Origin of the sequence: Reichenbachiella carrageenanivorans, assembly GCF_025639805.1 — a bacterium.
Lineage (GTDB): Bacteria > Bacteroidota > Bacteroidia > Cytophagales > Cyclobacteriaceae > Reichenbachiella > Reichenbachiella carrageenanivorans.
Map to the genome: position 1 here is coordinate 2,575,233 of NZ_CP106735.1, position 24,571 is coordinate 2,599,803.

Sequence of the window (24,571 nt, forward strand, 5' to 3'; positions counted from 1 at the left end):
ATTCAATAAAAAAATATAACATATCATGGCAGAAGAATTATGGCCTGTTCCCAAGTTTCATTTTGAGGTTTCTTGGGGCGATGTAGATTTAGGTTTTCAAGAAGTCACTGGGCTTGAAATGGAAACACAGTTAATAGAATACCGAGCTGGAAACGATTTGGGATTGATCACAAAAAAGATCCCAGGATTGAAAAAACACGGTACAATTACTTTGAAGAAAGGTGTATTTGAAAATGATACTACTTTCTACGATTGGTTCGCAGATGTGCAGACCAATACCGAAAGAAGAGAGGACATCATCATTTCTCTATTGAATGAAGAACATGAGCCTGTAATGACCTGGACAGTAACTAATGCTTTCCCAGTGAAAATTTCAGGGCCAGATCTTAAATCCGACGCTAACGAAATAGCCTTGGAATCAATCGAGTTGGCACATGAAGGAATAGAGCAAACTGCTGGCTAAGCAGAGTGCTGTTTTTAAGGGAAAGGACTTATGAAGAAAACTAGTATGGCGGCTAACAATGAATACCCATTGACAGGGTATAGGTTTGTAATTAATTTTGAAGGAGCTAAAACGCTCGGTAATAAAGCCACGGATGGTAGCGATGCTAGTTTTCAAGAAATATCAGGCATAAGTGCAGAAATCCCTGTGGAGGAAATCCAAGAAGGTGGGGAGAATCGGTTTGTACACCGACTCCCCCAACCTATCCGGTATTCAAATCTCATTTTGAAACGAGGGCTGACACAGAAAACTTCCGAATTGACCAATTGGTGCAAGACCACCATGGAGGGAGGGCTCAGGAAGCCGATCGAACTAAAGCAAGTAGTGGTTCAGCTTCTCGACGAAGAAAACAAACCCGTATTGGGTTGGAGTTTTTTGAATGCCTACCCTGTCAAATGGGAATATTCTGCCCTGGAAGCCTCTAAAGGAGACATATTCATTCAAACAGTAGAGTTGTCCCATCAAGGTTTTGTAGAATTAGACATGTGATCCCAATGGCCATAGAAATAAAGGAATTAAAAGTAATCATGCAGGTCAAAGACCCGCACTCGAGCACTGGAGCAAAAGTTGAATTTGAAAAAAATATGGAACAGCGAATTGTCGAAGAAAGCGTACGGAAAAGCGTAGAAATCGTGACTAAAAAGCTAGAACGGCTTTTCGAACGATAACCCAATGGGGCTATTCATCTATAAACCCTAACCTACTTATTCCAACCATACTTAACCATGCAAAACACAGGAAATTCAGATTCACTTCAAACGAAGGTTAAATTTATAGCCTATAGCGATGAAAAGGGCAAAGAAAAAAAAGGGACGCCTTATGAAGTGAAAATCAACCCTGCTTCAATTAGTCACAACAAGTCAATCGCCTATACCACGGAGGAGCAAGTCAAAGGCAGTATTGATCGAACCCATGCGTTTAAGCATATCAATGCAGAAACAATCAGCCTCGAAATCGTGATAGATGGAACGGGCGCTGGTGGAGCACTCAATGTAGTAGAAGATGTGAGTGAAGAGATAAAAAAATTAGAAGAAGTAGTATACCATTACGATGGTGAAATGCACGAAACCAATTATGTAGGGATTGTTTGGGGTGATTTAATGTTCTTTGGTCGATTGACCAATCTTGATTTTGCACATACGCTATTCAAACCAAGTGGACAACCACTAAGAACAAAGGTGAAAATGTCGTTTGTGAGCTCTAAGGGTATGTCGGCACAAGCCTTAGAAATGAATGTAAGTTCTCCTGATTTGAGTCACTTGGTCACCGTGACCATAGGAGATACTTTGCCTTTGATGTGTCAAAGGATATATAAATCAAGTCAGTATTACCTACAGGTGGCTAGACTCAACGGCTTGACTGATTTTAGGAATTTAGAACCTGGGAGACAGCTTTTGTTCCCACCTATAAAAAAGTAAATAATGGCAGGGAAAGGAGCAATGAGTGCAAGCGCAGGAGGAGTAGTTACTTATAAAATTAAAAGTGAAGGTCAAGAGTTGCCAGGTGAATACCTGCCATTTTCTATTAGAGTGTCCAAAGAACTCAATAGAATCTCTTATGCGAGAATAGAATTTTATGAAGGAGGGGTAGGTGAGACGGTAGAGTATGGCGTTACGGAGTCGGGCTTCTTTGAACCTGGCAAGGAAATAACCATTCAATTGGGGTATTCATCTGATGACGAAGATGTGTTTACGGGTATTGTCACCAAACATGCGATGAAGGTTACCGAATCGGGATCTTTCATGCTTCAGATTGAATGCAGAGACAAGGCAACCAAGATGACCATTGGGAGAAAGAATCAAATTTTCAATGAAAAGTCGGATAGCGATATTATCAAACAGCTCATAGAAGGCAATGGGTTGACCGCCAAAGTGGATGCGACCAGCACAAAACACCCTGAAATGGTGCAGCACTATGCGACGGATTGGGATTTTGTTATGACCAGAGCTGAGGCCAATAATCTAGTGGTGGTGAATGCCGATGGAGGAGTGACCGTGGTTGCGCCAAGTAAGCCAGGAGGGGATGACTTGGAAGCCAGGTTTGGTCAGAATATATTGGCATTTGAAGGTGCCATGGATGCAAGGACACAGCATGAGGAAGTTAGTGCAGTGTCTTGGGATCAAGACACACAGGAAATAGTGGAATCCACCAGCACCACTGCAAGAGTGGACGCTCACCAAGGAAATGTCACTTCGTCGGCGCTTTCTGACGCCATAGGCAACTCAGTTTTCCACATGCAGAGCGGAGCCAATGTCCCACAGTCCGTTTTGCAAGCATGGAGTGATGCCAAAATACAAAAATCGAGGCTTTCGAAAATATGCGGAACCATTAAAATATTGGGTATAGCTAAAGCAGCACCCAATACTTATATAGAAATAGAGGGGCTAAGTCCTACTTTCGACGGAACGGCCTTCATCAGTGGCGTAAGTCATGCCGTCGAAGAGGGTACTTGGGTGACAGAGCTGCACATTGGGCTGTCTGAAAAGTGGTATACAGAGCAGATGAGTGAAATAGAAGCCCCCTCTGCTTCGGGGTTGATCCCCGGGATCAAAGGCCTTCATATAGGAAAGGTGAAACAAATACACGATGATCCGAATGGGGAATTTAGAGTGAAGGTGGCGGTGCCTGAACTACAACAAGATAATATGCCCATATGGGCTCGAATGAGCAATATGTACAGCTCATTAGAAACGGGCTTCTTTTTTATGCCCGAGGTAGATGATGAGGTCATTCTTGGCTTTCTTAACAATGACCCCAATTACCCAGTCATACTTGGGTCATTGTATAATAAGATGAATACCCCGATGTACACACCTACTGAGGAGAATGAAATAAAATCCATACTCACCAAGAGTAAGCTGGAAATTAAGTTTGATGAGAAACTGAAAATTTTAACCCTGACCACGCCTGGAGTTCAACAAATCGTATTGGATGATGATGCCAAGTCTATCACTTTGACGGATGATGCCAATAAAAATAAGGTGGTATTGGGATCAGACGGAATTTTATTAGAGTCCCAAAAGGATATTGTTATGAAAGCACAAGGGAATATTACGCTTACCGCTACAGGCAACGCCGAAATTAAAGCCACGGGAGATTTTGCAGGAGAAGGCATGAACGTGGCTTTGAAGGGCTCTGCGAGCTTTGCTGCAGAAGGCCCTCAGGCAGAACTCAAAGGTTCGGCGATGACTACTATTTCAGGGGGAATTGTTCAGATAAACTAAGAAAATATGCCAATAGCAGCAGTAATGGGAGATAATCATGTGTGCCCTATGGTCACAGGTACAGTGCCTCATGTGGGCGGTCCACTAGTTGGGCCAGGAGAGCCTACCGTGCTGATCGGAGGGAAACCTGCCGCAGTATTGGGAGATACGGCTGTCTGCGTAGGCCCTCCAGATAGCGTGGCGATGGGATCGTTTACGGTCTTGATTGGAGGCAAACCAGCCGTTCGGGTAGGAGATACTTGTGGCCATGGTGGAGTAGTAGTAGGTCCAGGTGTACCTACCGTAATGATAGGATGAAATACGAAGAGTAATGAAACATAAGAAGTCATTTTTGGGTGTAGGGTGGAAGTTTCCTCCAAGCTTTGATCGAAAGTTGGGTAGTGTCATGCTCGTATCGGAGGAGGACGATATTCGTGAGAGCCTTTTTATTTTGCTTTCGACCAAACCTGGAGAGCGAATCATGACCCCAGAGTTTGGATGCAATCTACACTTCGTGGTTTTTGAAAATATAGACGCCTCTCTGATGACCGAAATTCGAAATGTGATCGAGCAGGCTGTCTTGTATTTTGAGCCGAGGATTACATTAGAAAAAATCAATATCGTACAAGATCCAGCAGATATGTCTAATCTGAATATAGAACTGATCTATACTGTGAGAAAAACCAACACCAGAAGTAATATGGTATACCCATTCTATATTATCGAGGGTACCAATGTCCAACACAAACCTAAAACCAAATCGGAGTAAGTGTCTATTATGAAATTAGATAGGAAGAGATTTAAGAATTTAGGTTCAGCTCAAAAGAATAGGTTTTTTGAGGCCATGGATAAAGAGTACGTCAAGATAGACGAGAAGAGCTTCGAAGATCATTTGGTCTTCGCTTCACGTTTGTCTAAGTTTTTTAGTTTCTACGGAGACGACAATAAAATACAAGGAGATTGGTCTCACTTCTTCTCAGACGATGTAGTTGTTCTTTCTTCTATTATTGATGTAGACCCCGCTAAAATTGAACGTAGGTTCAAATCATATATCAATAAAATAGCACTGTTCAAACGCTCCGAAAAGAAGAAAAAATATTTGTTGCGCTGCTTTTTGGAGGTGTATACGATAGCGAAGGATTTCGACAATTGGTACTTGCGTTTCAAAGAGGTAGAACATTTTTCTCAAGTCCAGCTGACAGTGCGTGTAGAGATAGATAGTGCTATTAGCACTAAGCTAGCCCCAGCACTTCGAAAATTCAAAACATTATATGGACATAGCTTTGACAAGCCAACTAAAAAAGTAAATCCTGAAATAGACTTTGATGCATTCAGCCCGATATGGGGACTGACTCAAGGGGATACGGCATCGTATAAAGGAAAAGCCAAGGAAGGCGAGGAAGAAGAGCTGCTCAGAACGATCCAAAATGTGTTTCAGAGCTTTTACGAAACACTGCTCTACCTCAAGACCAAAACGCCAGGATATCTCCAGCATGCTATGGAGAGTGACACACATTTCCCTGAAGTAGCTTTGTATCTCGCCTTTTTGAAACTCTATACCTATACGCAAGACAATATCAATGACCTGACAGGTAAGCATCTTGATTTTTATTATAAAGAAATACTGACACAAGTCTCTAGTGGATCTCAAGTAGACAAAATCTACTTGCAGATGGTGCTAGATCAGGGAGCCCGTACCACCAAAGTGCCAGCCCAAACCAAATTTATAGGAGTAGATGCTCGCTTCAATGACGATGTCGTGTACCGTTCTGTCGAAGATTTACTTGTCAGTCAAGCCAAGATCAAGAAAATATATGCTGTATTTGTAGACCAAACGATGTTGACTTTGGGCGAAAAGCAAATAAGAAAAATAGACAACATCCTGTTTTCTGAATTGTCTATGTCTGCATTGACCACCGACCTAGGAGGACAAGATCATGCAGGACATACTTCTGTAGCCTTGTTTGGCGAGGATCAAGGGGGTAAGGGGCATCTGGAAAAAACGATGGAAGATGCCAAAGTTGGTTTTGCTTTTAGTTCACCTAACTTATATCTCAAAGGAGGATTTAGAGATATTGAAATCTCTATTCAACTCAATGATGAGGCCTACGATCAGTTGATCGTACAGCTGACGGCACTAGGAAAAGCAGTGAAAGATGAAATCAATGAATTTTTCATCAAAGCATTTACCGCCTCATTTGTCATCTCACTATCTACGGCCGAAGGCTGGATGTCTATCGATCAGTACATCGTGAAGCGAGATGATAAAAAGAAGACCGTTAGTTTCACCTTTGATCTGACCAATACAGACCCTGCTGTTATCGGTTACGACCCAAATATTCATGGAGGAGGGTATTCCTCCGAATTGCCAATCGTACAGTTTATACTCAATAGTCAGACATTTATCTATCCTTACACCTTGTTGTCTCTATTGGAGATAGAGCAGGTTTGGTTTCATGTAAAAGTCAAAAAACTAAAGCATTTGCAGTTGCACAACAACATTGGTCAGCTGAGCCCTGATGCTCCATTTTTTCCCTTTGGCCCAAGCCCTAAATCTGGAGCTTACTTCGTCGTAGGTAGCAACGAAGCCTTTAGCAAAACGCTAGACGACATCAAACTCAATGTAGAATGGTTTGATCTGCCACTGCACAAAGAAGGTTTCAAAGAACACTATAAAGGATATGGCAAGGATTTAAACAACAGTTCTTTTGAAGTCAAACTTTCTATACTGGATGGCGGGTACTGGAAGCCGCAAGACAAAGGCGCACAGCAGAAGTTAAAATTATTCAGAACGGTAAATGGAGGCACTGAACATGAACCCATGCCTAATGGAGAACTTTCTGAACTGTCTGTGTTCTCAAACATCGACGCCAAGAAGGTGAATCAATCACCAGATTATGGTGAAATCACCAACACCGACCAATTGTCTTCGCTCTCGACTAGAGGCTATCTCAAGCTGGAATTATCCAGTCCTATACACGGTTTTGGCCATGGGGTATATCCTGCGGTTTTGTCCGAAACCATCATGGAAAATGCCAAACGAGGATTGTTTAAAACCAAGAGTGCATCGAAGCAAAAAGAGGCACCCAACCAACCGTATACGCCCCAGATAAAAACCATTTCTTTAGACTACACTTCTTCAGCGGCTATTTCGCTGGTAGAGCGAGGGCAGAAAAAAGCAGAGAGCACGGGGCAGATCTTTCACATTCATCCTTTTGGCCTGCAGCAAGTGCATCCAGAGGAAATGCATCGAAAAACTTTCCTGTTGCCTCACTACGATTACGAAGGGGCGGCCTATTTTGGCTTCGCTGATTTGAGTCCGTCCGAAACAGTGACCATACTGTTCGAATTGATCGATGAATACACCGAGTCTTCGGAGGAGGGGCTGCCAGACATACAATGGAGTTATTTGGTCAAAGACCAATGGTTGCCATTGGCGGCATCCAGAATCGTTAAAGATGAAACCAATCATTTTTTGAAAACGGGTGTGATCCAAATCGCCTTGCCCGATGGCCTCGAAAAAAACAATACCATTTTGGACCCCAACTTATACTGGTTGCGAGCTGCTGTGGTGAAAAATATCAATACGGTATCGTCCCTTATCAGTGTGGCAACTAATGTCACACAGGCCGTATTGTCTAATCTCGATTCGGTTTCTGAGGATTATTTAAAAGAACCACTGCCCAAAGGAACGGTCAAGCGTCTGGTCAATCACATTCCTGGGATAAAGGAAGTCAAACAATCTTTGGCCTCTTTCGATGGCGTCTCGGCTGAGCAGTCGGATCAGTTTCATACCAGAGTAGCCGAGAGGTTAAGACACAAAAGCAGAGCCGTCACTTCGTGGGACTACGAGCGAATGATCTTGGAAAAATTTCCTGAAATAGCACATGTGACCTGTCTGGCCAACATGACCAGCAAGAGCACCCATGCCCCAGGCAATGCCTTGATGGTGGTCATACCACGTCAGAGCGATTCTGCCAATAGAAATGAGCCCATGGTGAGTAGTGAGGTGCTCATCAATATAAAGTCGTATCTCAAAAATTATGCTTCACCATTTGTGAAAAATGAAATTAGAAACCCAAACTATGAGCGGATCAAGATCATTTGTGCGGTAAAATTTAACGAAGGGTCTAATCATGGCTACTATATTCAAAAACTCAATGAGCAGATCAACCACTACCTACGAGGTACGTTGCTGTCGCATGCTAAAAAAATAGAGCTTGGAGGCAGTTTGAATAGTTCAGATCTCTTGAGTTTCATCCGTACGCTGCCTTATGTCAACCTGATCACTGGGTTTTCTATGATTCAAGTGTCACGAGATGTAAATGGGGAATATCAGCTGGTAGACACAGCCAGAGAAGGCGCAGGTGACATTGGAGGGTCACTTCATGCCACCAAACCTTGGTCGGTGCTCGTGCCTGCGCCAGAGCATCAGATTTCAGTGATCAAGCATGAAGGGATGGATGCACAGGATTCACGTCAGGCAGGTATAGACCTGTTGGAACTAGGCCATGATTTTGTTATAGAGGAGTAAAACTAAGTAGTCAATAAAGGATTTTAAAATGTCATTACAGAACAGAGAAACGTTAAAGAATTATTTCAGGAAAGGCACATTGCCGTCCGAGAAAAGCTTTAATGATTTGATTGACTCGCTGATTAATCGGGTGGATGACGGTATGTCCAAGACCATGGACGACGGCCTGATGCTTGCCCCCATGGGAGATTCCGAAAAGCTTTTGAGTTTTTACAAAAGCATTGAAGAAAAAAGCCCAGCGTGGAGCTTTGGTATCGATAGAGGAGATGCCAAGTTGAACATCAAAAACCGAATGGGCGAACAGACCATGACCTTGACTCAAGCAGGAAGGGTAGGGGTCAACAACGAAGACCCAAAATCTGAGTTAGACGTGAATGGGGTCATTACCCAAAGAGGGCGAAGTGGTAGCGCACATACTGGCTGGGTGCCAGGCAATGGAGAGTGGCATACCATCATAGATGGACTGAACGGCTGCCATGCCTTAGAAATAGTGGCAGGCATCGGAAAAAAGAAAACAGGTAAATACGCTCTCATGGTAGCCAATGCCCTGTCTACCTATGGCAAATCCAACAGCTCGATAAAAATCATGCACGCCTATTATGGCTCTAGGGCAAATAGAATTCTCTTGAGATGGAGAGGAGACACCTACAACCACAGGCTGGAACTCAAGACAAGGGCCAACTATGGAGACGGGTTTGGGGTGCAGTTTCATGTATCGGCCTTGTGGCACGATACGCTCATGGACGGTAGTTTCCAGCCCAAAGAGTAATTCTTCAGTATAAAAAAAACAAAGACAATGGACAAAGAAGTAGAGTTGAAAGTAAGTGCTCAGGAGGTGAAACTCATTTTTCAAGCGCTGGGTAAGTTGCCATTTGAAGAGGTGTATGATTTGATAGGCAAGCTCAACGATCAAGTAAATGACCAGGTCAACGACCAGTCAAAGTAAGAAGTAAAATTTAAAAACCAATCATTCATATAGTGGAAGAAGCCAAGTTTATAGCCTACGAAAAAACCGACAATAAAGGGTTGGATTACGAGTTTCTTCGTGAAGAAGGAATACGTCTGGTTCAAAGTCTGACGGGAGCATTTTGGACGGATTACAACGTACATGACCCTGGGGTGACTATTCTTGAGCAGCTCGCCTATGCGCTCACCGAAATTTCATATCGAGCACAGTTCGACATCAAGGATATCCTGCATTCTGAAAATCAATCTGATAAGTCCTTTTTTGGACCAGGAGAAGTTTTACCATGCAATGCCCTTACGGTCAATGATTACAGAAAGTATTTGTTTGACTCCGTCTTCGAAATCAAAAATGTATGGGTGTTTCCAGTAGAGACCGAATCGAGCCGAATCAATGGCCTCTATCGTGTGCTTATAGATGTCGAAGAATCGGTGTCTACTCTGGAAGAAAAGGAGCAAGTGCGGGCACTTGCCTATGAGGCATACAACCAAGGGCGAAACCTTTGTGAGGATTTACTCACAATTGATGTGCTAGAGTACGTAGAGTTTCATCTTCAAATAGATATAGAACTGACCGGAGAGGTGAGCCAAGAAGAGGTAATGGGCAATATTTTTTATCTCGTAGATGACTTTTTATGTCCTGAAATGAAGTTTTACTCACTAGGAGAACTGCTGGATCAAGGGTATCAGCTCAACGATATTTTTAATGGTCCCCTCTTGAAACATGGGTTTGTAAAGACAGAAGACCTTCCTCCTAAGACAGACCGAATATTGATTTCTGAAATAATGAAAATCATCATGCAGGTGGAAGGCGTATCTAGTGTCAAAAACCTAAACCTAACTCTGGGTGATGAGATGTACGATACCCAAATCCACCTCAAATCCAACCAGCTCCCGAAACTATCAGGCGTAAAACCGAATGAAGAACAAGGGCATCAGATCCATTTTTATAAAGGAGAAGCGGTGCATCGCAAGTCTAATGTAGACGAGGTGAACCGGCTACTCAATGAATTAAAATCTGGAAACAAAAGAGTGTACAGATTGAATGAAAAGACCATGGATGTGCCTGAAGGCCAATCGTTGGACTTGAAAAATTACTATTCCATCCAAAATCAATTTCCAGATGTGTATGGCATAGGTCGAGATGGCATTCCTGGTGTACCTACCATCAAGAGAAAAGGACAAGCCAAACAGCTGAAAGGGTATTTGATGCTTTTCGAACAGATTTTAGCCAATGCCTTGGCGCAGTTGTCGCACGTCAAAGACCTCTTGTCTATTAGTGAAATCAACGATCAAAGCTATTATTCCCAAAGCTTGAGTACCGTGCCTGGAGCAGAGGATATTCTTCGTGACGTGGCCGGCAAAAAAGGTGAAAGCCCCGTGAGCTACGAAGACGGCCTGCATCAGATCATGAACTTGGGCGAAGATCATTTTGATCGAGTACATCGAATTTTAGACTATTTGCTCGCTCTGCATGGCGAAGAATTTGGGAATCACCTAGATGAGTTCAATTACTATTATACCGAGGACGAATTCCAAGAATATTTGATCAAAAACAAAACCTTCTTTTTGAGGTTTATTCCATTCATCAACCACGGAAGATTTAAAGGGCACAACTATTTGGAAGGCGACAGTGTGGTAGGCAATGTCTCTGGACTAGAGGTGAAAGTGTCCGTATTGCTAGGACTCAGTGCTTTCTTGAACTACGATGGAGGCGAATTGAACTACAAAAAAAAATCGCTACTCGATATATTTCAAAAAAACAAACTCACTTTGGCTACCGCCTACAAAGAGAAGGAATTTGACAAAGGCACAGTATTTATAGACAAAGAACTCGTAGCCGAAAGATTCGAACTGGTCGATGACGAAGACGTGGATATTAAAAACATGACTTCTGAAGAAAAATCGGCAGTGATCGATGGTTCGGCTTTCTTTTCGAGACCTTATATGGCTAGCGAAGAGTTGATCGCTGGATTGGAGGTAGAAAACTACCGGGTAGGGACATTGACGGATAAGTCAAAGACGGCTTCTGCACTCTATAAAATCGAACACGTAGACCAATGGATCGAACTCGGTCAATATAAAGATATCGTAGAGGCAGAGCGGAGTGTCATGCTACACATTGAGTTTTTTAAGACGCTCAATGTATCGACAGAAGGGGCACACCTCGTGGAGCATGTACTGCTCAGACCAGATCTCGAAGACCAACTTTTTGGGCTCTATCTGCTCAATGAAAAAGGGAAAAGAGTGTTGGGGTCTATTCAGACTTTTTCTTTTGAAGCTAGGGAACAAGAGGTGACTCAGTACCTAGCCGAACACCTAAAAGATCGAAAAAACTATTCCGTGGAAATCAATGGGGAACGAGATTTTGAAATACACTTTTCGGCAACGGTCGACGTCCCACAGGCAGTAGTTGATTCAGAAGAAGAGTCGGAGTCATCACAGCGGGGCAAGGACGAAGAAAAAGAGAAGACTAAAAAACTCAAAATAGAATTTGTAAGCCTGCATCCCAACAGTTCGGTAGAGGCAACTCATGAAGAAGTCGATTCTTTAGTGAGTTATTTTAATAATACGCAAATTTCGCTCAATAGTAGAATAGATTATTTTATTAGAAACAACGACAAGGGGCCAAGAATACCAGAAGATTTTTATGCCCACCAGTTGAGTGTGTTTTTGCCAGATTGGACGGCTAGATTCAAAAATCAAGAGTTTAGATCTGTAGCAGAAGAAATAATTTTTCGACAAAAACCAGCCACCATTGCTGCAAATATCAGCTGGCTGAGTTTCGAACAAATGACCGAATTTGAATCCCTGTACTTCACTTATAATGAGCTGAAAGTCCAGCGTAGAAACATGCCGAAAGCCTTTAGTCAACAGAAGGAAGTAGCTGGTCAAACCATCGAAAACAACGAAGCATATCACAAGGCCATCGACGAGTTGTCGCGATTTGTTTTTCAAATGCAGCAACAAAACCTCACATCGTAAGGTGTGGGTTCGCTAGTAAGCAGGCGGTGTAATGGGAGATCACAAAATACAAAGTTTAACATTTGACATCTCTGTAGCAGATGAGCAAACAGGAAGGGCGCAAATCTCCACCATCGAAAGCATTGTCAAAAACAGACTGATCCGAACGATAGAGCAGGTTTTTGATGAGTTCACAGGTCAAGATATTTCTCTCAGAGTCGATGAACTATCAATCGATTTGGGAGAGATTAGCCTCTATGAGTTAGACGCTGAGATGGAGTTTCGGCTGAGACAAAAGCTGAAGAGCCAGGTCATTGTACTTGTCGAGGAAAAGCAACAGGCTCTTGCCGTACAGCGTGCCGTGGCTGCACAGCAGGAGACCCAACAGAAGAAAGCCGCAAGTCAGGGGCAGGAGGAAATAAAGCGATCTGAATTCAAAAAAAAGACACAGCAGCAGGTGGATGAAGCCATGCTAACGGAGGAGGGAAAGCAAAAGCTAATTGTACAACAGGAGGAGGCTGCTCGATTGGCTGATATGGAAAAAGTCAAAGCGATCGACTGGTTAGAAAAGTTCTTCAGAACGGGGATACTGCCGTGGTGGATGAATGTAGGCACTTCGGATTTCAATACCGTGCAACAAGCCGTATCAGAAGTGCTTCGTAAGCATCCCGAAAGCATACTAGACCTGTTGGTTCGCAATTTTCTTCACGATCAGTTTCACCAGCGACTCATCAAGTACCTTCCGCTAGCCCAGCTCCACATACCATTTGGATTGGACTTTGGTGCACTCAAAAGCAACATCATTTCATTGACAACATCGATACCCGAAGCCCAAGGACTCACGCATGCGATATGGGAAGCTGTTCTGAAAGATCCTTCCCCTGAGACGGTTGAGTACAAAACCATACAGCATGTTTATCATGAAGTCAGCCGTCAGCAGCCAGTCACTTTATCAGAGTTTGTCCTGTGGGTCAGAATACAGACTCATCAGACCGCCCAGTTGAGTGCTGAAATGAAAGCTACACTGGAGAAAATGTACGAAGCAGCCGACTTCTCCTCGATTCAGTTTTTCCAACCTGCCGTACGGCTCAGTGTATTGCTACAGGACGTGAGGCAGCTGTCCGAATCCGCGAGGCGAGCGCTACTCTCTAAGCTATTTGCACCACGGCCAGAAATAGTCACCCATACCGATGCGGCAGTCAGACTGTTGACTCATGTAGCCGAATTGAGTGCTACTCAGCAGAGCCAGTTGGAGCTGCTTGTATGGATCGAGCTGATCCAAACATCGGTAAAAGCACCACTTCGCCAGATGAGCCCTGTGCACATTGTTCAGCAGGCACTAGCTCTGACAAGCAACCTGTCGGGACATGCTCGACAAATGATTTTGACGAAAGTCATGGCCTATGTGACGCAGGTATCTCGAAAGCCATCTGCAGTAGCGCAGGGGCTGTCGGGCATTACTAGCCATACGTACGATGCCTTGCGCAAAGACTTTGAGGAGGTGCAGCGAGAGGTCATGAAGAAAGAGAGCGTAGAAGAAAGACATCAGGAGAATGATAGCGTAGTACTTGGCCTGCAGTATATTTTGTTTGGGCTGACGAAAGTGAATGAGTCAGATGCCGCTACGCTTATCGCTGGTCTCAAGTATTTGATCGCCGGAGATCGACCCATTGCTTCACGATTTACCAGAGAAGAATACCAAGCACAGTTATCTGCTTTTGTACGTCGGCTACAGGGCGAGGAGGTTATTTTTGCTGTGGAGCGATTGCAGAAACTAGCTATGCCCGACAGCCAGCGAGACTCTCTTGCTCGGCTGATACTTGCAGCGCACCCTGAGATTATGCGGGCGTATTTAGCGGTCGAGCGTTTGGATGAATGGGCATCTGTTTTGGAATTTTCGCTTTCCTTTGCCATCAAGTACGGTAGGCTTCCCTTTCAAGACAAAGCGGCGTCCAAAACAGCACTAGTCTATTGGTATCAGTATCAGCCGGCGGATTTGGCTCGTGTCATGGAGCGGCTACTGCCGCTTGGAATCACACGTGCCACTCGTGCATCAGGCACCTCGGAGATACACGCTTTGATCTTAGGTGCGTTTGATCAGGCCATGGTGCCCTTGAGTAACCAAGAGCAAATCGAATGGAAACGAAAGTATCCTGCTTTGACTCCCACCCAAGCGTCTGCAGCGCAAGACCAAGTAAAAGAAGAGAAACCTAAAATGTCCATGGTACTCGAAGAGGAAGCGCAGCGGGCTTTGGCTTCTTCTGTGTTTATCAGAAATGCGGGTCTGGTTCTATTGGGGCCTTATCTCCCTATGCTGTTGGAGCGGGCGGGGCTGTTGGACGAAAAGAAAATGCTGAACGATGAGCAGCACAAGATCAAAGCCATAGAATGGTTCCATTATTTGGTCTTTGGGACGGAGGAGATGGAAGAATACGACGCCTTGTTGAGTAAAATATTGACGAATTTGCCAATCAGTGTTTCCTTGCCTTCCAAAATTAGCCTGAGCGATAGTGATAAAGAAATGTGTAATGGCCTACTGCAAGCCGTCGTGTCCAACTGGACCGTAAACAAGAGCAGTTCGGTGGCCAACCTGAGAGGCTCCTTTTTGATCCGTGAGGGAAAACTGACCAATGAAGAAGCACAATATACGCTAGTAGTGGAGGAAAAAGGCTATGACATGCTCCTAGACAAAGTGCCGTGGTCGTTTCGCCTGATCAAATACAAGTGGATGGACAAGGCTGTTTTCGTAGACTGGCGTTAGTCAGTCCTTTTGCTGGAATGGCGAAAAATAGGTAGCGATGTGGCTAACGGCCTTTGCCCTTTAAATTTTTCTTGATCTCTGTATGCTTTTTCAATAAAAAGTATAGCGCCTCCATGGCTTTAATGGTGGTAATCAAAAGGGGGTAAATGGATGCGAATTCAGACTCATCCCCAGATGCGGAGTGTTCCATTACTTACCTCCAAAAAACAAAAATCCCTTTTTCTCTTCTACAGCTCCGCCCACTTCTTCGGCGGCATTGGGTATTTCGAGAAGCTGATCGCCAGCCTGCTCCAGCTCCTCATTGGTGCCGTTGATCGATTGATCAAAGCCTTCTTTTAGACCTGAAGGAGTCGCTTCTATTTCTTCTCGCTTCTTAGCAAAGATTTTCCATAGGAAAAATGAAGGACGAACCTTAGGATCAGGCAGTTCTAAATAAAGCAGTCCCTTCATTGCTTTTTTTCCCTTCCTTTTCAATTTGTAGAAAGGATAAGTCTCAATATCGTTGATTACTTTTCTCCTGTTTTTCTGAATATAATAGTATTTGTTGGGCACGATCAGACTCATGCCTACAGACATAAAACGAGAGGCCAAATAGGGACTTTGATCGGTGCGTGGACCTCGTACGATGAAGGCTTCTACATTTTCGCTTTCTACCAGAGCCAAGATCCATGTTTTTTTGTATTTAAAGGCATATACGTCGTATGGAATACAATTCTCAGCATTGCCACTAAAACTCGTGGGGAGCGTTTTCAAAACTCGAATCACTTGCTGGGACGATACGAGCGAATCGGATTCTTGAGCTTGACATGGTAATAAGAAAAGGGAGACTAGGCAGGTAAGGGTAAATACACGTGTCATGTGGACTGAAATAAATACAAGTTAGGTGGTTTGTTTTCTTTATATATCTAGAGTTACTCACTCAAAAATATCTAGCAAGATTAACTCAAACCCATTTATCATGCAATCTTAAATTACAGTAATTGAGGCAGCCCCCTTCAGCGCCATAGCAAACGCTTGTAAAAGACCCGCCAAGGGTTGATCCGATATACAGGATATATGCGTTTGCCCTGCTTACCGCACTGGTGCTTTGATGTTTGAATAATCCACACTTTTTCGGAAACATTCTTTTATAATAACTGTTTTTAGATTTCTTTGTGGTTCGACTTGAAGCCATCATGATCGGATGGCTATCCATGTGTGAATTAAACCGAAATAACCGCCTATGCCTACCTATACCGCCACTGAAGAAGTGACGTCCCCTCGTGTGGTCAAAGACCAGTTGCTCACCCAACAGCAGGAATCTCAAAAGACATTAGATGTATTGACGCTCAATATTCAATCGTTTACAGATGCTGAAAGTTGGTTGAAAAAAACCATCAATCGACGCATCAAGGAAGTGACAGAGCAGTTGGACATTCTGTCGTTTCAAGAAATCAGTGAAGCACCCATTTGGGATACGGAGAGCGCGTGGGCCAAAGTAGCTCAAGAGTTTCATCTGGAGACAGAAGAAGTATTTATGCTGGTGGTCATCTATGTTGCACAGTTTCAGCCCTCATCGCTGAGCGAGCTATGGGCGGTCGACAAACTGGACTACAAAGCCGGTGGCAAAAAGAGAGAAGGCGATGGGCATCGTACACCCACTTTGCGTACTGTGCTGTTCTTGCTGGCCGGAGACAAAGCCATCAAACGTGCCTTCTACTATGCCAGACTCGTGCAGAGTCGATTGTTCAAAGAGCAGGTTTTGGTGACCAAAATAGGGGAGATGGACTCTCTCGAAGATCAGCAGATCAAAATGAACAATGAGTACTATCGCTGGCTGATGAACGGACAGAAAGCACGTATAGAAATCAGTGCAGATTTTCCTGCGAATGTTTTGGAAACTCATCTCTGCTTCGACGACCTGGTACTCAAGGACAGCGTACGTACACAGCTGCAGTATTTGATGGACTTCGTCCAACACCAAAGAGAACTCTACAGCAACGAGTCCTTTGCCAGCAAAATAAAACCTGGCTATGTAGCCATGCTCTATGGCCCGCCTGGCACAGGTAAAACCATGACCGTCTCCGTGATGGGCAAGGCACTGGATATTGATGTGTACAGCATCGATCTGTCTAGAGTGGTGTCTAAGTATATTGGTGAAACCGAAAAGAACCTAGAAAAAATATTCGAACGGTTAGAGGGGAAGCGATGTATCTTATTTTTTGACGAAGCAGATGCCCTGTTTGGCAAGCGTACCGAGGTGAAAGATGCCAAAGATCGCTATGCCAACCAAGAAGTGGCCTACCTCCTGCAGAAGATCGAGCGATTCCCTGGCTTGGTGATCCTCGCCAGCAACTACAGTCAAAATCTTGACAGTGCCTTCAGACGACGTATTCTGACTTCTATCTTTATGCCCCCACCAGGGGAAGAAGAAAGGCAAATCCTTTGGGAAAGAGCCATTCCTGATCATTATCGATGCGAATCAGCATCGCTCTTGGGAGAATTGGCTAAGAAGCATACCCTCACAGGTGCCAACATCGCCAACATAGTAAAGCTGGCCTGTATCAGAGCCAGCAAAGAAGGAGAACGGGTACTTACCCACAGGCTGCTAGCAGACTTGATCAAACTAGAGCAAAGCAAGGAAAAAAATTAAGTGCTCCATCACAGTACTTACCCATGCGGATCACCGATCTACCATTGGGTGATGACGGGAGCGGGGGCGACGAAAATAGAACATCAATTTAAATATTAGTCCCTTCGGTGGGCTGGCGAAAAATTGGTGGGGATGTGGGTAATGGCCTTGCGCCTTTAAATTTTTCTTGATTTTTGCATACTTTTTATCAAGAAAAAGGATGAGCCTCCATGGCTTTAATGGTGGTAATCGAAATTAGTTAAACTGAACATACATTCAGATTTTCTTCAGAAATACGAAGCGCCAGACGCATAAAGGTACTATCGGGTAATCTCCCACGGCGTGAAGAAAAGCCAAGCCTCATTGCCGCAGTACTTACCCATGCGGATCACCGATCTACCATTGGGTGATGACGGGAGCGGGGGCGACGAAAATAGAACATCAATTTAAATATTAGTCCCTTCGGCGGGCTGGCGAAAAATTGGTGGGGATGTGGGTAATGGCCTTGCGCCTTTAAATTTTTCTTGATTTTTGCATACTTTTTATCAAGAAAAAGGATGAGCCTCCATGGCTTTAATGGTGGTAATCGGAATTAGTTAAACTGAACATACATTCAGATTTCCCTCAGAAATACGAAGCGCCAGACGCATAAAGGTGCTATCGGGTAATCTCCCACGGCGTGAAGAAAAGCCAAGCCTCATTGCCGCAGTACTTACCCATGCGGATCACCGATCTACCATTGGGTGATGACGGGAGCGGAGGCGACGAAAATAGAACATCAATTTAAATATTAGTCCCTTCGGCGGGCTGGCGAAAAATTGGTGGGGATGTGGGTAATGGCCTTGCGCCTTTAAATTTTTCTTGATTTTTGCATACTTTTTATCAAGAAAAAGGATGAGCCTCCATGGCTTTAATGGTGGTAATCGGAATTAGTTAAACTGAACATACATTCAGATTTCCCTCAGAAATACGAAGCGCCAGACGCATAAAGGTGCTATCGGGTAATCTCCCACGGCGTGAAGAAAACCTTGGAGGGTTTAGGGCAGGCTTAGGCATCGCAGACACCCCATCCCCAGCAGCCTGTGGGTGACAACACGAACAGGGGCGACGAAGGCGCTGCTTTAACCAACCTACTTTCAGATAAATAACAGGCATAGGGTGTAATATTCTTACTGAGAATATCAATATTTAAACTTGAATAAATTATTTTCACGGCTTGCAATAGTGACTAACCTTACCGCTACACTACCTATCGATATGCCAGCTACGAAGGGAAGCCCACTCATATGCATTAAAGCAATATTTTTATAATTAAATAGTAAAAAAACATTAGAATTATGAACCTAACTAAGCCTTTCTATGACCTCGGGTCTAAGATATTTTCTGTGCTCTTTTTTGTATTGATGACTGCCACGATGATTTCTTGCAGTAGCGACGAGGCCGAAGAAATCACCTGCAAATTTACCGCTGCTGCTACAGTAGCCGACGACAAAATCACGCTGACCCTCACCGATGGCAAAGCTCCCTTCGCCTACGTGATCACCTATACCGGTGGCGCTACGCAAGAAGGCACTACTTCTGACAACCCCGCCACGATCACGGCCAACGAAAACGAAGACGCTGCTATCGCGATCAGCGATGCCAACAAATGTACCGCTACCGCCACCGCTACTCAGCCAGAGATAGAGTGCGAACTCAAAGCCACGGCAGTAGCCTCCGATGGCACCATCACGCTGACCCTCACAGGAGGTAAATCTCCCTATGCCTATGTGATCACCTACGACGGAGGCACCACGCAAGAAGGCACTACCTCTGACAACCCCGCCACGATCACGGCCGACGAAAACAAAGACGCGACTATCTCGATCACCGATGCCGACGACTGTACAGCCACCACGCAAGTGACCGCCGAGGACCTCACTTCCCTGCTCGACACCCGAGACGACCAGCGCTACAAAATCGTGACCATCGGCACCCAAACTTGGCTCGCCGAGAACTTCAACTACGATGCGACTGGATCACTATGCTACGACGATGATGCGACCAACTGTGAAACCTATGGTAAGCTCTACGACTGGGCTACAGCTACCGCAGATGACTTCGCACCTGAAGGGTGGAGATTGCCTACTAAGGATGAAAGAGATGCGCTCAAGACTTTCTTAGGAGACGACTCAGGGACTAAATTGAAAGAAGGAGGCTCTAGTGGGTTTGAGGCTCTTTTAGGGGGAGCCCTAACTAGTGACTTTTTATTAGAGGGGACAGCCGGATATTTCTGGACATCAACAGCTGAGAGTGAAGTAGATGCATATTATTTCTATGTAAATGCTTCTGTGGATATTAAAGATAACTTTAATGCCAAAACCTCCAAATTTTATGCGCGACTGATTAGAGGTTAAAGTGCAATAAATAAGTTTGTTATGGAATATTAAATGATTATCATGAAGAATATTATCTTTTGGCTGTTAATAATGGTGTCAAATGTAGCTTTTTGTGCTAAACCAGATACTTTGAGTACAGAATTTACCCCTGTATATTCTAAGAATATTGTTTCTCCGTTTGTATCTTTCTTGAAAATTAATTTTGATATTCCTGTTAATGACCCAAGTTTAACTCTATCTATATTTCCTAATCCGGAGAATATAAATTTAATATCCCCAGATTGGGATGAAGCATTTCCAAATAAAATTCGGCTAAAGTTTAATACAGCCTTAGCCTATGGGACTGCATATACAATTACTATGACTGATGTGATAGATGCCAGTGACCCTGGTACGTATGTTGACCCTGACAATGCTAGTAATTATAAGTCTGATATCTCCTACACCTTCACCACAGCCCCTGCCCCTAGCATCGTAGACCTAGGAGATCAGGGGATTGTCTGTCTGCGAGACTATCTTGAGCTAGACGATATCGTGATCAATGAAGGTCATGCCGCAAATTTTCAATCCTCAGGTACGGTAGCATTTTCCGTACCCGAGGGTTTTAGGTTTGAAAGCACCGGCAGTGTCGCGATAGGCGATGGTGTAGATGGTGACGACATATCCGATGCCGTATTGAGTTATTCAAATGATGATACAAGGATGCTGCTGACCTATACCGTGAGTGCAGCAGCTACAGCGGAGCTGGATCAGATGACTGTCAGCGGCGTGCGCGTCCGAGCGGTAGGCGAGTCGCTGAGCAGCGCCACCACGTACAATCTCAAGATAGCGAGTGCTACAGGTATAGATGGAGAAGACTTCGCAACCGACGCCACAGTAGCCAGTTTTGCGGTCAACAATACAAACCTCAAGGTGACCCTGAATGACAAACCACAGGGCGAGACAGGGGCTTCGGTAGTTTCAGGGGAGCTGCGCATCTGCGCAACTACCGAAATATACCTGTCAGGAAGTAGATCCGATGGGCATACGGGTACCATTAGTTATTTTGTAGGAGAAGAGGATGGGTTAGGAGATATCAACTACACCCTCTTGCCTGGAGTCGATGGCAACCTGGAGATCAGTGAGGATGCATTGAAGGACTACTTGGACAATGCAAATGAAGTATACCCTATCTATGTTTATGAAGTTATAGAAACGAACGAATTGGTGACGTGCCCCAGAGCCTATTCTGATGTGATCACGATTGTATCGTCAGCGCAAGAAATCACATCTACCGACTATGATTTCAAACCAGAAAGCACACCAAGTTCGATCATTACACCATATGTGGGCAATGATATCAAATTTTCACACAAAATAAATGGCGGACACCTAACGGCTATCAAAACCATACCAGGCCTCACCCAGACGATCGAGGATATCGATCCTTATATCGGCAATACATTGACCATAAGCTCTTTGGATATAGCCGATGCTAGTGACAATGTAGAACTACAAGTCCTTTATGAAATGAAATCTTCGGATACGCGTGGGGGGTGTATACTTGATGTAGATACCTTAGATTATACCATATTGCCAATCCCTAACATCGAAAGCGAAACCAACCTAAATCCCTATTACTGTCCAGGCAATAGTAGTGTGATTCCTATTCAATTTCACCCCAGAAATGCCTACAATACTGGAGGTCAGTATTATACAATCATCAGTGTGACGGGCAGTATAGGTGGAGCAATTACTGGTAATGTCAATCCAGATTGGGATCCCATTTCAGATAAAGAAACAGGCTTTTCTCTAGATTTGGGAGCAGCTTACGCCAATAAAGTTGGAGAAGAATCTACGCTGTTTTTGACGGTCGAATACAAGGGAGCGAAGCGCATATACATTCCTCGATATAAGACGGACTGTACGTACACCTCTAGAGCGAGATACACGTTGTGTTATGATAATCCCTCTTGTTCGATCACTTATAGTACATATGACGAGGTAGTGGCAAATAATTGTATATCCAATCCAAGTTGTTCAATTATTGAAATAGAAGAGGTTTCTGAAGCATCATGTTCACAAGTCTTTATAGGCAATGATATTGACTATGTTGAAGATCCAACGATCCAAACGGCACCTTATTTTATAGCGTTACCCGCAGATGTACCACTTGCGTTTACTACGGTTGATCGAGAGCCGTTGGCGTCTGTGTTTTGTGATGGCGAAGGTCAGGTGTTGCTATTGGGTACTCCTGGGTCTACCTTTCTGGACAAGACCTATGAGCTGCGCAATAAAGACAATGGCGAAACGCAAACCTTGGAAGAGTACAGTTTTTCGCCAGGCGAAGCTGGACTTGAACCGAATAACAACGGGTATGAACTGACTTACAATTACGAAGTCAGTGCTTGTGTATTTACTGCTCAGATGGATATTGAAATCATAGATAGACCAAGTACACCACAGCTAGCGAGTGGGCTGAATAGAAAAATACAGGATGGAACAAACGTATCTATCGTAGAGCATTGTTTGGGAGATGATCTCATTCCGCTCCTACCTCTCGATAGACAGGAAAATTATCGATTTATTTGGAAAAATGACTTAGGCACGCCCATCGATACCACAACGGCTGAGGCCTTTTTGCCCAAGGATCGCTTTTCCAGCGAAATAGCCTCCGAAGTAGGGCTATACAGATATTCGGTAGAGGTCAACGATAAGGTAGGAGAGTGCTCTGGAGATCCAGTCACCTTTTACTACCAGGTAGGCGCCAAGCCTTCAGCGGATTTTGATTATGAATCAGATTGTGAATCCAATCTAGTGTTTACCCCCTCTGTGCAGCATGCCCATTCGGTGCCCAATCGCGATACACTTCAGACCTTCACTTGGGATTTTGAATTGACCGATGTATTGGATGAGCGCGAAGTAGCTCCCGGAAGCGATATGCTGGCCAACTATGCCTATGCTACATCGGGCACCTACGACGTGAAGTTAGAAACCAAAACCTCCGTGGGCTGTATAGACACTGTGACTAAGCGAGTGACTGTCTTGGGTAAAATAAATATCGACAATAGCGCAGGAGCCGACGTGCAGTATCACGAGCAGTTTGATACAGGCCATGGAGGTTGGATATCTACCACCGAGGGAGATGCCACTGGCGCCAAGAATAGCAGCTGGCAATACGTAGACGATGCCCTAGGCCAGTACTGGCATGCAGATGGCAATAATGACGAATACAGCTGGCTGGTCAGCCCCTGTATAGACATCAGCCAGTGGGAGTCGCCCAAAGTAAGAGCGGATTTATTTGTAGATACCCCCGAAAACGAGGGCGTGGTACTCGAATACCGCGTAGATGGTACTGATGCTTGGCAAGCTGTAGGGCAGTATCAAGGCGGTTACAATTGGTACAATAGCAACAGTATCCTAGCAGGTCCTGGTACGGGTATCGTAGGATGGACAGGTGCATCAGAAGTGAACGGCTTCACAACTGTCGCCTACAGCCTGAGTGAAGTCAAAGCCGCAGCAGGTGATCAGATGGTTCAACTGAGATTTGCTACCGCTAGCCTCGATCTTTCTTATCGCGAAAACGAACCACAACTTGGTCAAGGTTTTGGACTCGCCAGCGTCTCTATAGAGGAAAAAAAGCGCATCAGTCTATTGGAGCATTCGACCAATATGAATGCGCCTGACTATGAAGCCGAGCGCCTCCTAGTAGATGCATTTGCCAAGGAGCTAGACGATGTGATTTATATCGAATATCATACCCAGCATCCGATTCCTGACGAACTATATTATGGCTATCATTTTAATAGCAATACGAGCAACGACCAAGGAGCCAAGAGTAAAAACATTGGCAGTACTTCCTTCAATGGTACCACGGGAGCAGCCGATAGTTTCGAAGAAGGATGGGTTGCGCAGCAGTATAGCTATGAGTCTCTCATTTCCCCTGCCTTTGATGTGGCGCTAGAGTATGGCGAATACGCCCCAGGGGAGCCGCTTCGGGTTTCAGCTTCGGCTGTACGAAACAGTATGCCTTATATTCCGCTGGACACAGCGAGTCAGGAGCTGCTGCTGATGCTAAATATAGCAGTGGTAGAAAAAAACGTAATTACATCCGATGGCAAGCAGCATCAAAATGTGCTGATCAAATTCTTGCCAGACTACGGCGCGGATTTTAAGTGGGCCGATTGGGATGTGGCACTCGGAGAAAGCCTCAGCGCTGAAGTGGAGTGGCAAGTGCCCGTAGCGGCCGATCCTAACCAATTTGCACTGATCGCTTGGGTTGAAAAAACCAACACCTCGAAAGACAATAAAATTACCATCCGACCAGAAATTTTGCAGGCGGTTCAGGTGGACATCGATGAGTCGTTGGTCGCTGTGCCAGTCACTGCAGTCGAAACGCTACAAGAGCCACATTATACACTGTACCCAGTACCAGCGCATGATCAGCTCATGGTTAGCAAAAAAGGGCAGTCGATCCCTGCTTCTGGCTGGGCGATCCACAATGTGTTTGGCCAGGAAGTAGCGGCTGGCAGTACACGACCAGTGAATGGTGCGCTTGTGATAGATCTGTCTGATTTAGGGGTGGGGACGTACATTCTCCAACTCCGCAATAGCGAAGGGCAATTTTATGAGCGCTTTGTGAAGAGGTAGCTGGGAGTCGAGAGGCAAGGCTTTAG

The 24,571-nt window shown here is 44.6% G+C and carries 16 protein-coding genes; 15 read left to right on the top strand and 1 reads right to left on the bottom strand.

The features are described 5' to 3' along the window. The first annotated feature begins 25 nt into the window (after positions 1-25). From N7E81_RS10150 to N7E81_RS10205, 12 genes are all read left to right on the top strand, one after another. Positions 26-463, top strand: coding sequence for a phage tail protein (locus N7E81_RS10150; protein WP_263049477.1), 438 nt, complete (start codon positions 26-28; stop codon positions 461-463). A 30-nt stretch (positions 464-493) separates the two neighbouring features. Beyond that, positions 494-991: a phage tail protein gene (locus N7E81_RS10155; RefSeq protein ID WP_263049478.1), complete on the top strand. Its 498-nt coding sequence runs from the start codon at positions 494-496 to the stop codon at positions 989-991. A gap of 5 nt (positions 992-996) precedes the next feature. After that, positions 997-1,170, top strand: a complete 174-nt coding sequence (locus N7E81_RS10160; protein ID WP_263049479.1) for a DUF5908 family protein — start codon at positions 997-999, stop codon at positions 1,168-1,170. A gap of 57 nt (positions 1,171-1,227) precedes the next feature. Further along, the gene (locus tag N7E81_RS10165; protein ID WP_263049480.1) at positions 1,228-1,920 is read left to right on the top strand and encodes a CIS tube protein; all 693 of its coding nucleotides are present in this window, start codon (positions 1,228-1,230) and stop codon (positions 1,918-1,920) included. Between the two features lie 3 nt (positions 1,921-1,923). Beyond that, positions 1,924-3,726 (top strand): type VI secretion system tip protein VgrG, encoded by a 1,803-nt coding sequence (gene vgrG, locus N7E81_RS10170; RefSeq protein ID WP_263049481.1) that lies wholly within the window; start codon positions 1,924-1,926, stop codon positions 3,724-3,726. Between the two features lie 6 nt (positions 3,727-3,732). Next, positions 3,733-4,023 carry a PAAR domain-containing protein gene (locus tag N7E81_RS10175; RefSeq protein WP_263049482.1) on the top strand — a complete coding sequence of 97 codons (291 nt, stop codon included), beginning with the start codon at positions 3,733-3,735 and terminating at the stop codon, positions 4,021-4,023. A gap of 13 nt (positions 4,024-4,036) precedes the next feature. Then, positions 4,037-4,474 (top strand): GPW/gp25 family protein, encoded by a 438-nt coding sequence (locus N7E81_RS10180; protein WP_263049483.1) that lies wholly within the window; start codon positions 4,037-4,039, stop codon positions 4,472-4,474. A gap of 75 nt (positions 4,475-4,549) precedes the next feature. Then, entirely contained in the window at positions 4,550-8,239 is a 3,690-nt protein-coding gene (locus N7E81_RS10185; protein ID WP_263049484.1) for a baseplate J/gp47 family protein, read from the top strand. 28 nt (positions 8,240-8,267) lie between these two features. After that, entirely contained in the window at positions 8,268-9,008 is a 741-nt protein-coding gene (locus N7E81_RS10190) for a hypothetical protein (RefSeq protein ID WP_263049485.1), read from the top strand. 27 nt (positions 9,009-9,035) lie between these two features. Further along, positions 9,036-9,185, top strand: coding sequence for a hypothetical protein (locus tag N7E81_RS10195; protein ID WP_263049486.1), 150 nt, complete (start codon positions 9,036-9,038; stop codon positions 9,183-9,185). A gap of 32 nt (positions 9,186-9,217) precedes the next feature. Further along, positions 9,218-12,187 carry a hypothetical protein gene (locus N7E81_RS10200; protein WP_263049487.1) on the top strand — a complete coding sequence of 990 codons (2,970 nt, stop codon included), beginning with the start codon at positions 9,218-9,220 and terminating at the stop codon, positions 12,185-12,187. Positions 12,188-12,218: 31 nt separating this feature from the next. Then, positions 12,219-14,927: a contractile injection system tape measure protein gene (locus tag N7E81_RS10205; RefSeq protein ID WP_263049488.1), complete on the top strand. Its 2,709-nt coding sequence runs from the start codon at positions 12,219-12,221 to the stop codon at positions 14,925-14,927. 189 nt (positions 14,928-15,116) lie between these two features. Here the strand turns inward: N7E81_RS10205 and N7E81_RS10210 are convergent, their stop codons facing one another. Continuing rightward, the gene (locus tag N7E81_RS10210; RefSeq protein WP_263049489.1) at positions 15,117-15,785 is read right to left on the bottom strand and encodes a hypothetical protein; all 669 of its coding nucleotides are present in this window, start codon (positions 15,783-15,785) and stop codon (positions 15,117-15,119) included. Between the two features lie 364 nt (positions 15,786-16,149). Between N7E81_RS10210 and N7E81_RS10215 the strand changes: the two genes are divergently transcribed. From N7E81_RS10215 to N7E81_RS10225, 3 genes are all read left to right on the top strand, one after another. Beyond that, a complete protein-coding gene (locus N7E81_RS10215) occupies positions 16,150-17,559 on the top strand; it encodes an ATP-binding protein (RefSeq protein WP_263049490.1) in 1,410 nt (469 codons plus the stop codon). A gap of 1,316 nt (positions 17,560-18,875) precedes the next feature. Continuing rightward, a complete protein-coding gene (locus N7E81_RS10220; protein ID WP_263049491.1) occupies positions 18,876-19,934 on the top strand; it encodes an FISUMP domain-containing protein in 1,059 nt (352 codons plus the stop codon). A gap of 342 nt (positions 19,935-20,276) precedes the next feature. Continuing rightward, positions 20,277-24,545 carry a T9SS type A sorting domain-containing protein gene (locus tag N7E81_RS10225; RefSeq protein WP_263049492.1) on the top strand — a complete coding sequence of 1,423 codons (4,269 nt, stop codon included), beginning with the start codon at positions 20,277-20,279 and terminating at the stop codon, positions 24,543-24,545. Positions 24,546-24,571: the final 26 nt, after the last annotated feature.

Excerpts from the sequence above, each read along its gene's own strand:
- N7E81_RS10210 (WP_263049489.1), bottom strand. The coding sequence starts at position 15,785 with ATGACACGTGTATTTACCCTTACCTGCCTAGTCTCCCTTTTCTTATTA.
- N7E81_RS10150 (WP_263049477.1), top strand. The coding sequence starts at position 26 with ATGGCAGAAGAATTATGGCCTGTTCCCAAGTTTCATTTTGAGGTTTCT.
- N7E81_RS10185 (WP_263049484.1), top strand. The coding sequence starts at position 4,550 with ATGGATAAAGAGTACGTCAAGATAGACGAGAAGAGCTTCGAAGATCAT.
- N7E81_RS10205 (WP_263049488.1), top strand. The coding sequence starts at position 12,219 with ATGGGAGATCACAAAATACAAAGTTTAACATTTGACATCTCTGTAGCA.
- N7E81_RS10160 (WP_263049479.1), top strand. The coding sequence starts at position 997 with ATGGCCATAGAAATAAAGGAATTAAAAGTAATCATGCAGGTCAAAGAC.
- N7E81_RS10180 (WP_263049483.1), top strand. The coding sequence starts at position 4,037 with ATGAAACATAAGAAGTCATTTTTGGGTGTAGGGTGGAAGTTTCCTCCA.
- N7E81_RS10165 (WP_263049480.1), top strand. The coding sequence starts at position 1,228 with ATGCAAAACACAGGAAATTCAGATTCACTTCAAACGAAGGTTAAATTT.
- N7E81_RS10175 (WP_263049482.1), top strand. The coding sequence starts at position 3,733 with ATGCCAATAGCAGCAGTAATGGGAGATAATCATGTGTGCCCTATGGTC.
- N7E81_RS10155 (WP_263049478.1), top strand. The coding sequence starts at position 494 with ATGAAGAAAACTAGTATGGCGGCTAACAATGAATACCCATTGACAGGG.
- vgrG (WP_263049481.1), top strand. The coding sequence starts at position 1,924 with ATGGCAGGGAAAGGAGCAATGAGTGCAAGCGCAGGAGGAGTAGTTACT.
- N7E81_RS10215 (WP_263049490.1), top strand. The coding sequence starts at position 16,150 with ATGCCTACCTATACCGCCACTGAAGAAGTGACGTCCCCTCGTGTGGTC.
- N7E81_RS10190 (WP_263049485.1), top strand. The coding sequence starts at position 8,268 with ATGTCATTACAGAACAGAGAAACGTTAAAGAATTATTTCAGGAAAGGC.
- N7E81_RS10195 (WP_263049486.1), top strand. The coding sequence starts at position 9,036 with ATGGACAAAGAAGTAGAGTTGAAAGTAAGTGCTCAGGAGGTGAAACTC.
- N7E81_RS10220 (WP_263049491.1), top strand. The coding sequence starts at position 18,876 with ATGAACCTAACTAAGCCTTTCTATGACCTCGGGTCTAAGATATTTTCT.
- N7E81_RS10225 (WP_263049492.1), top strand. The coding sequence starts at position 20,277 with ATGACTGATGTGATAGATGCCAGTGACCCTGGTACGTATGTTGACCCT.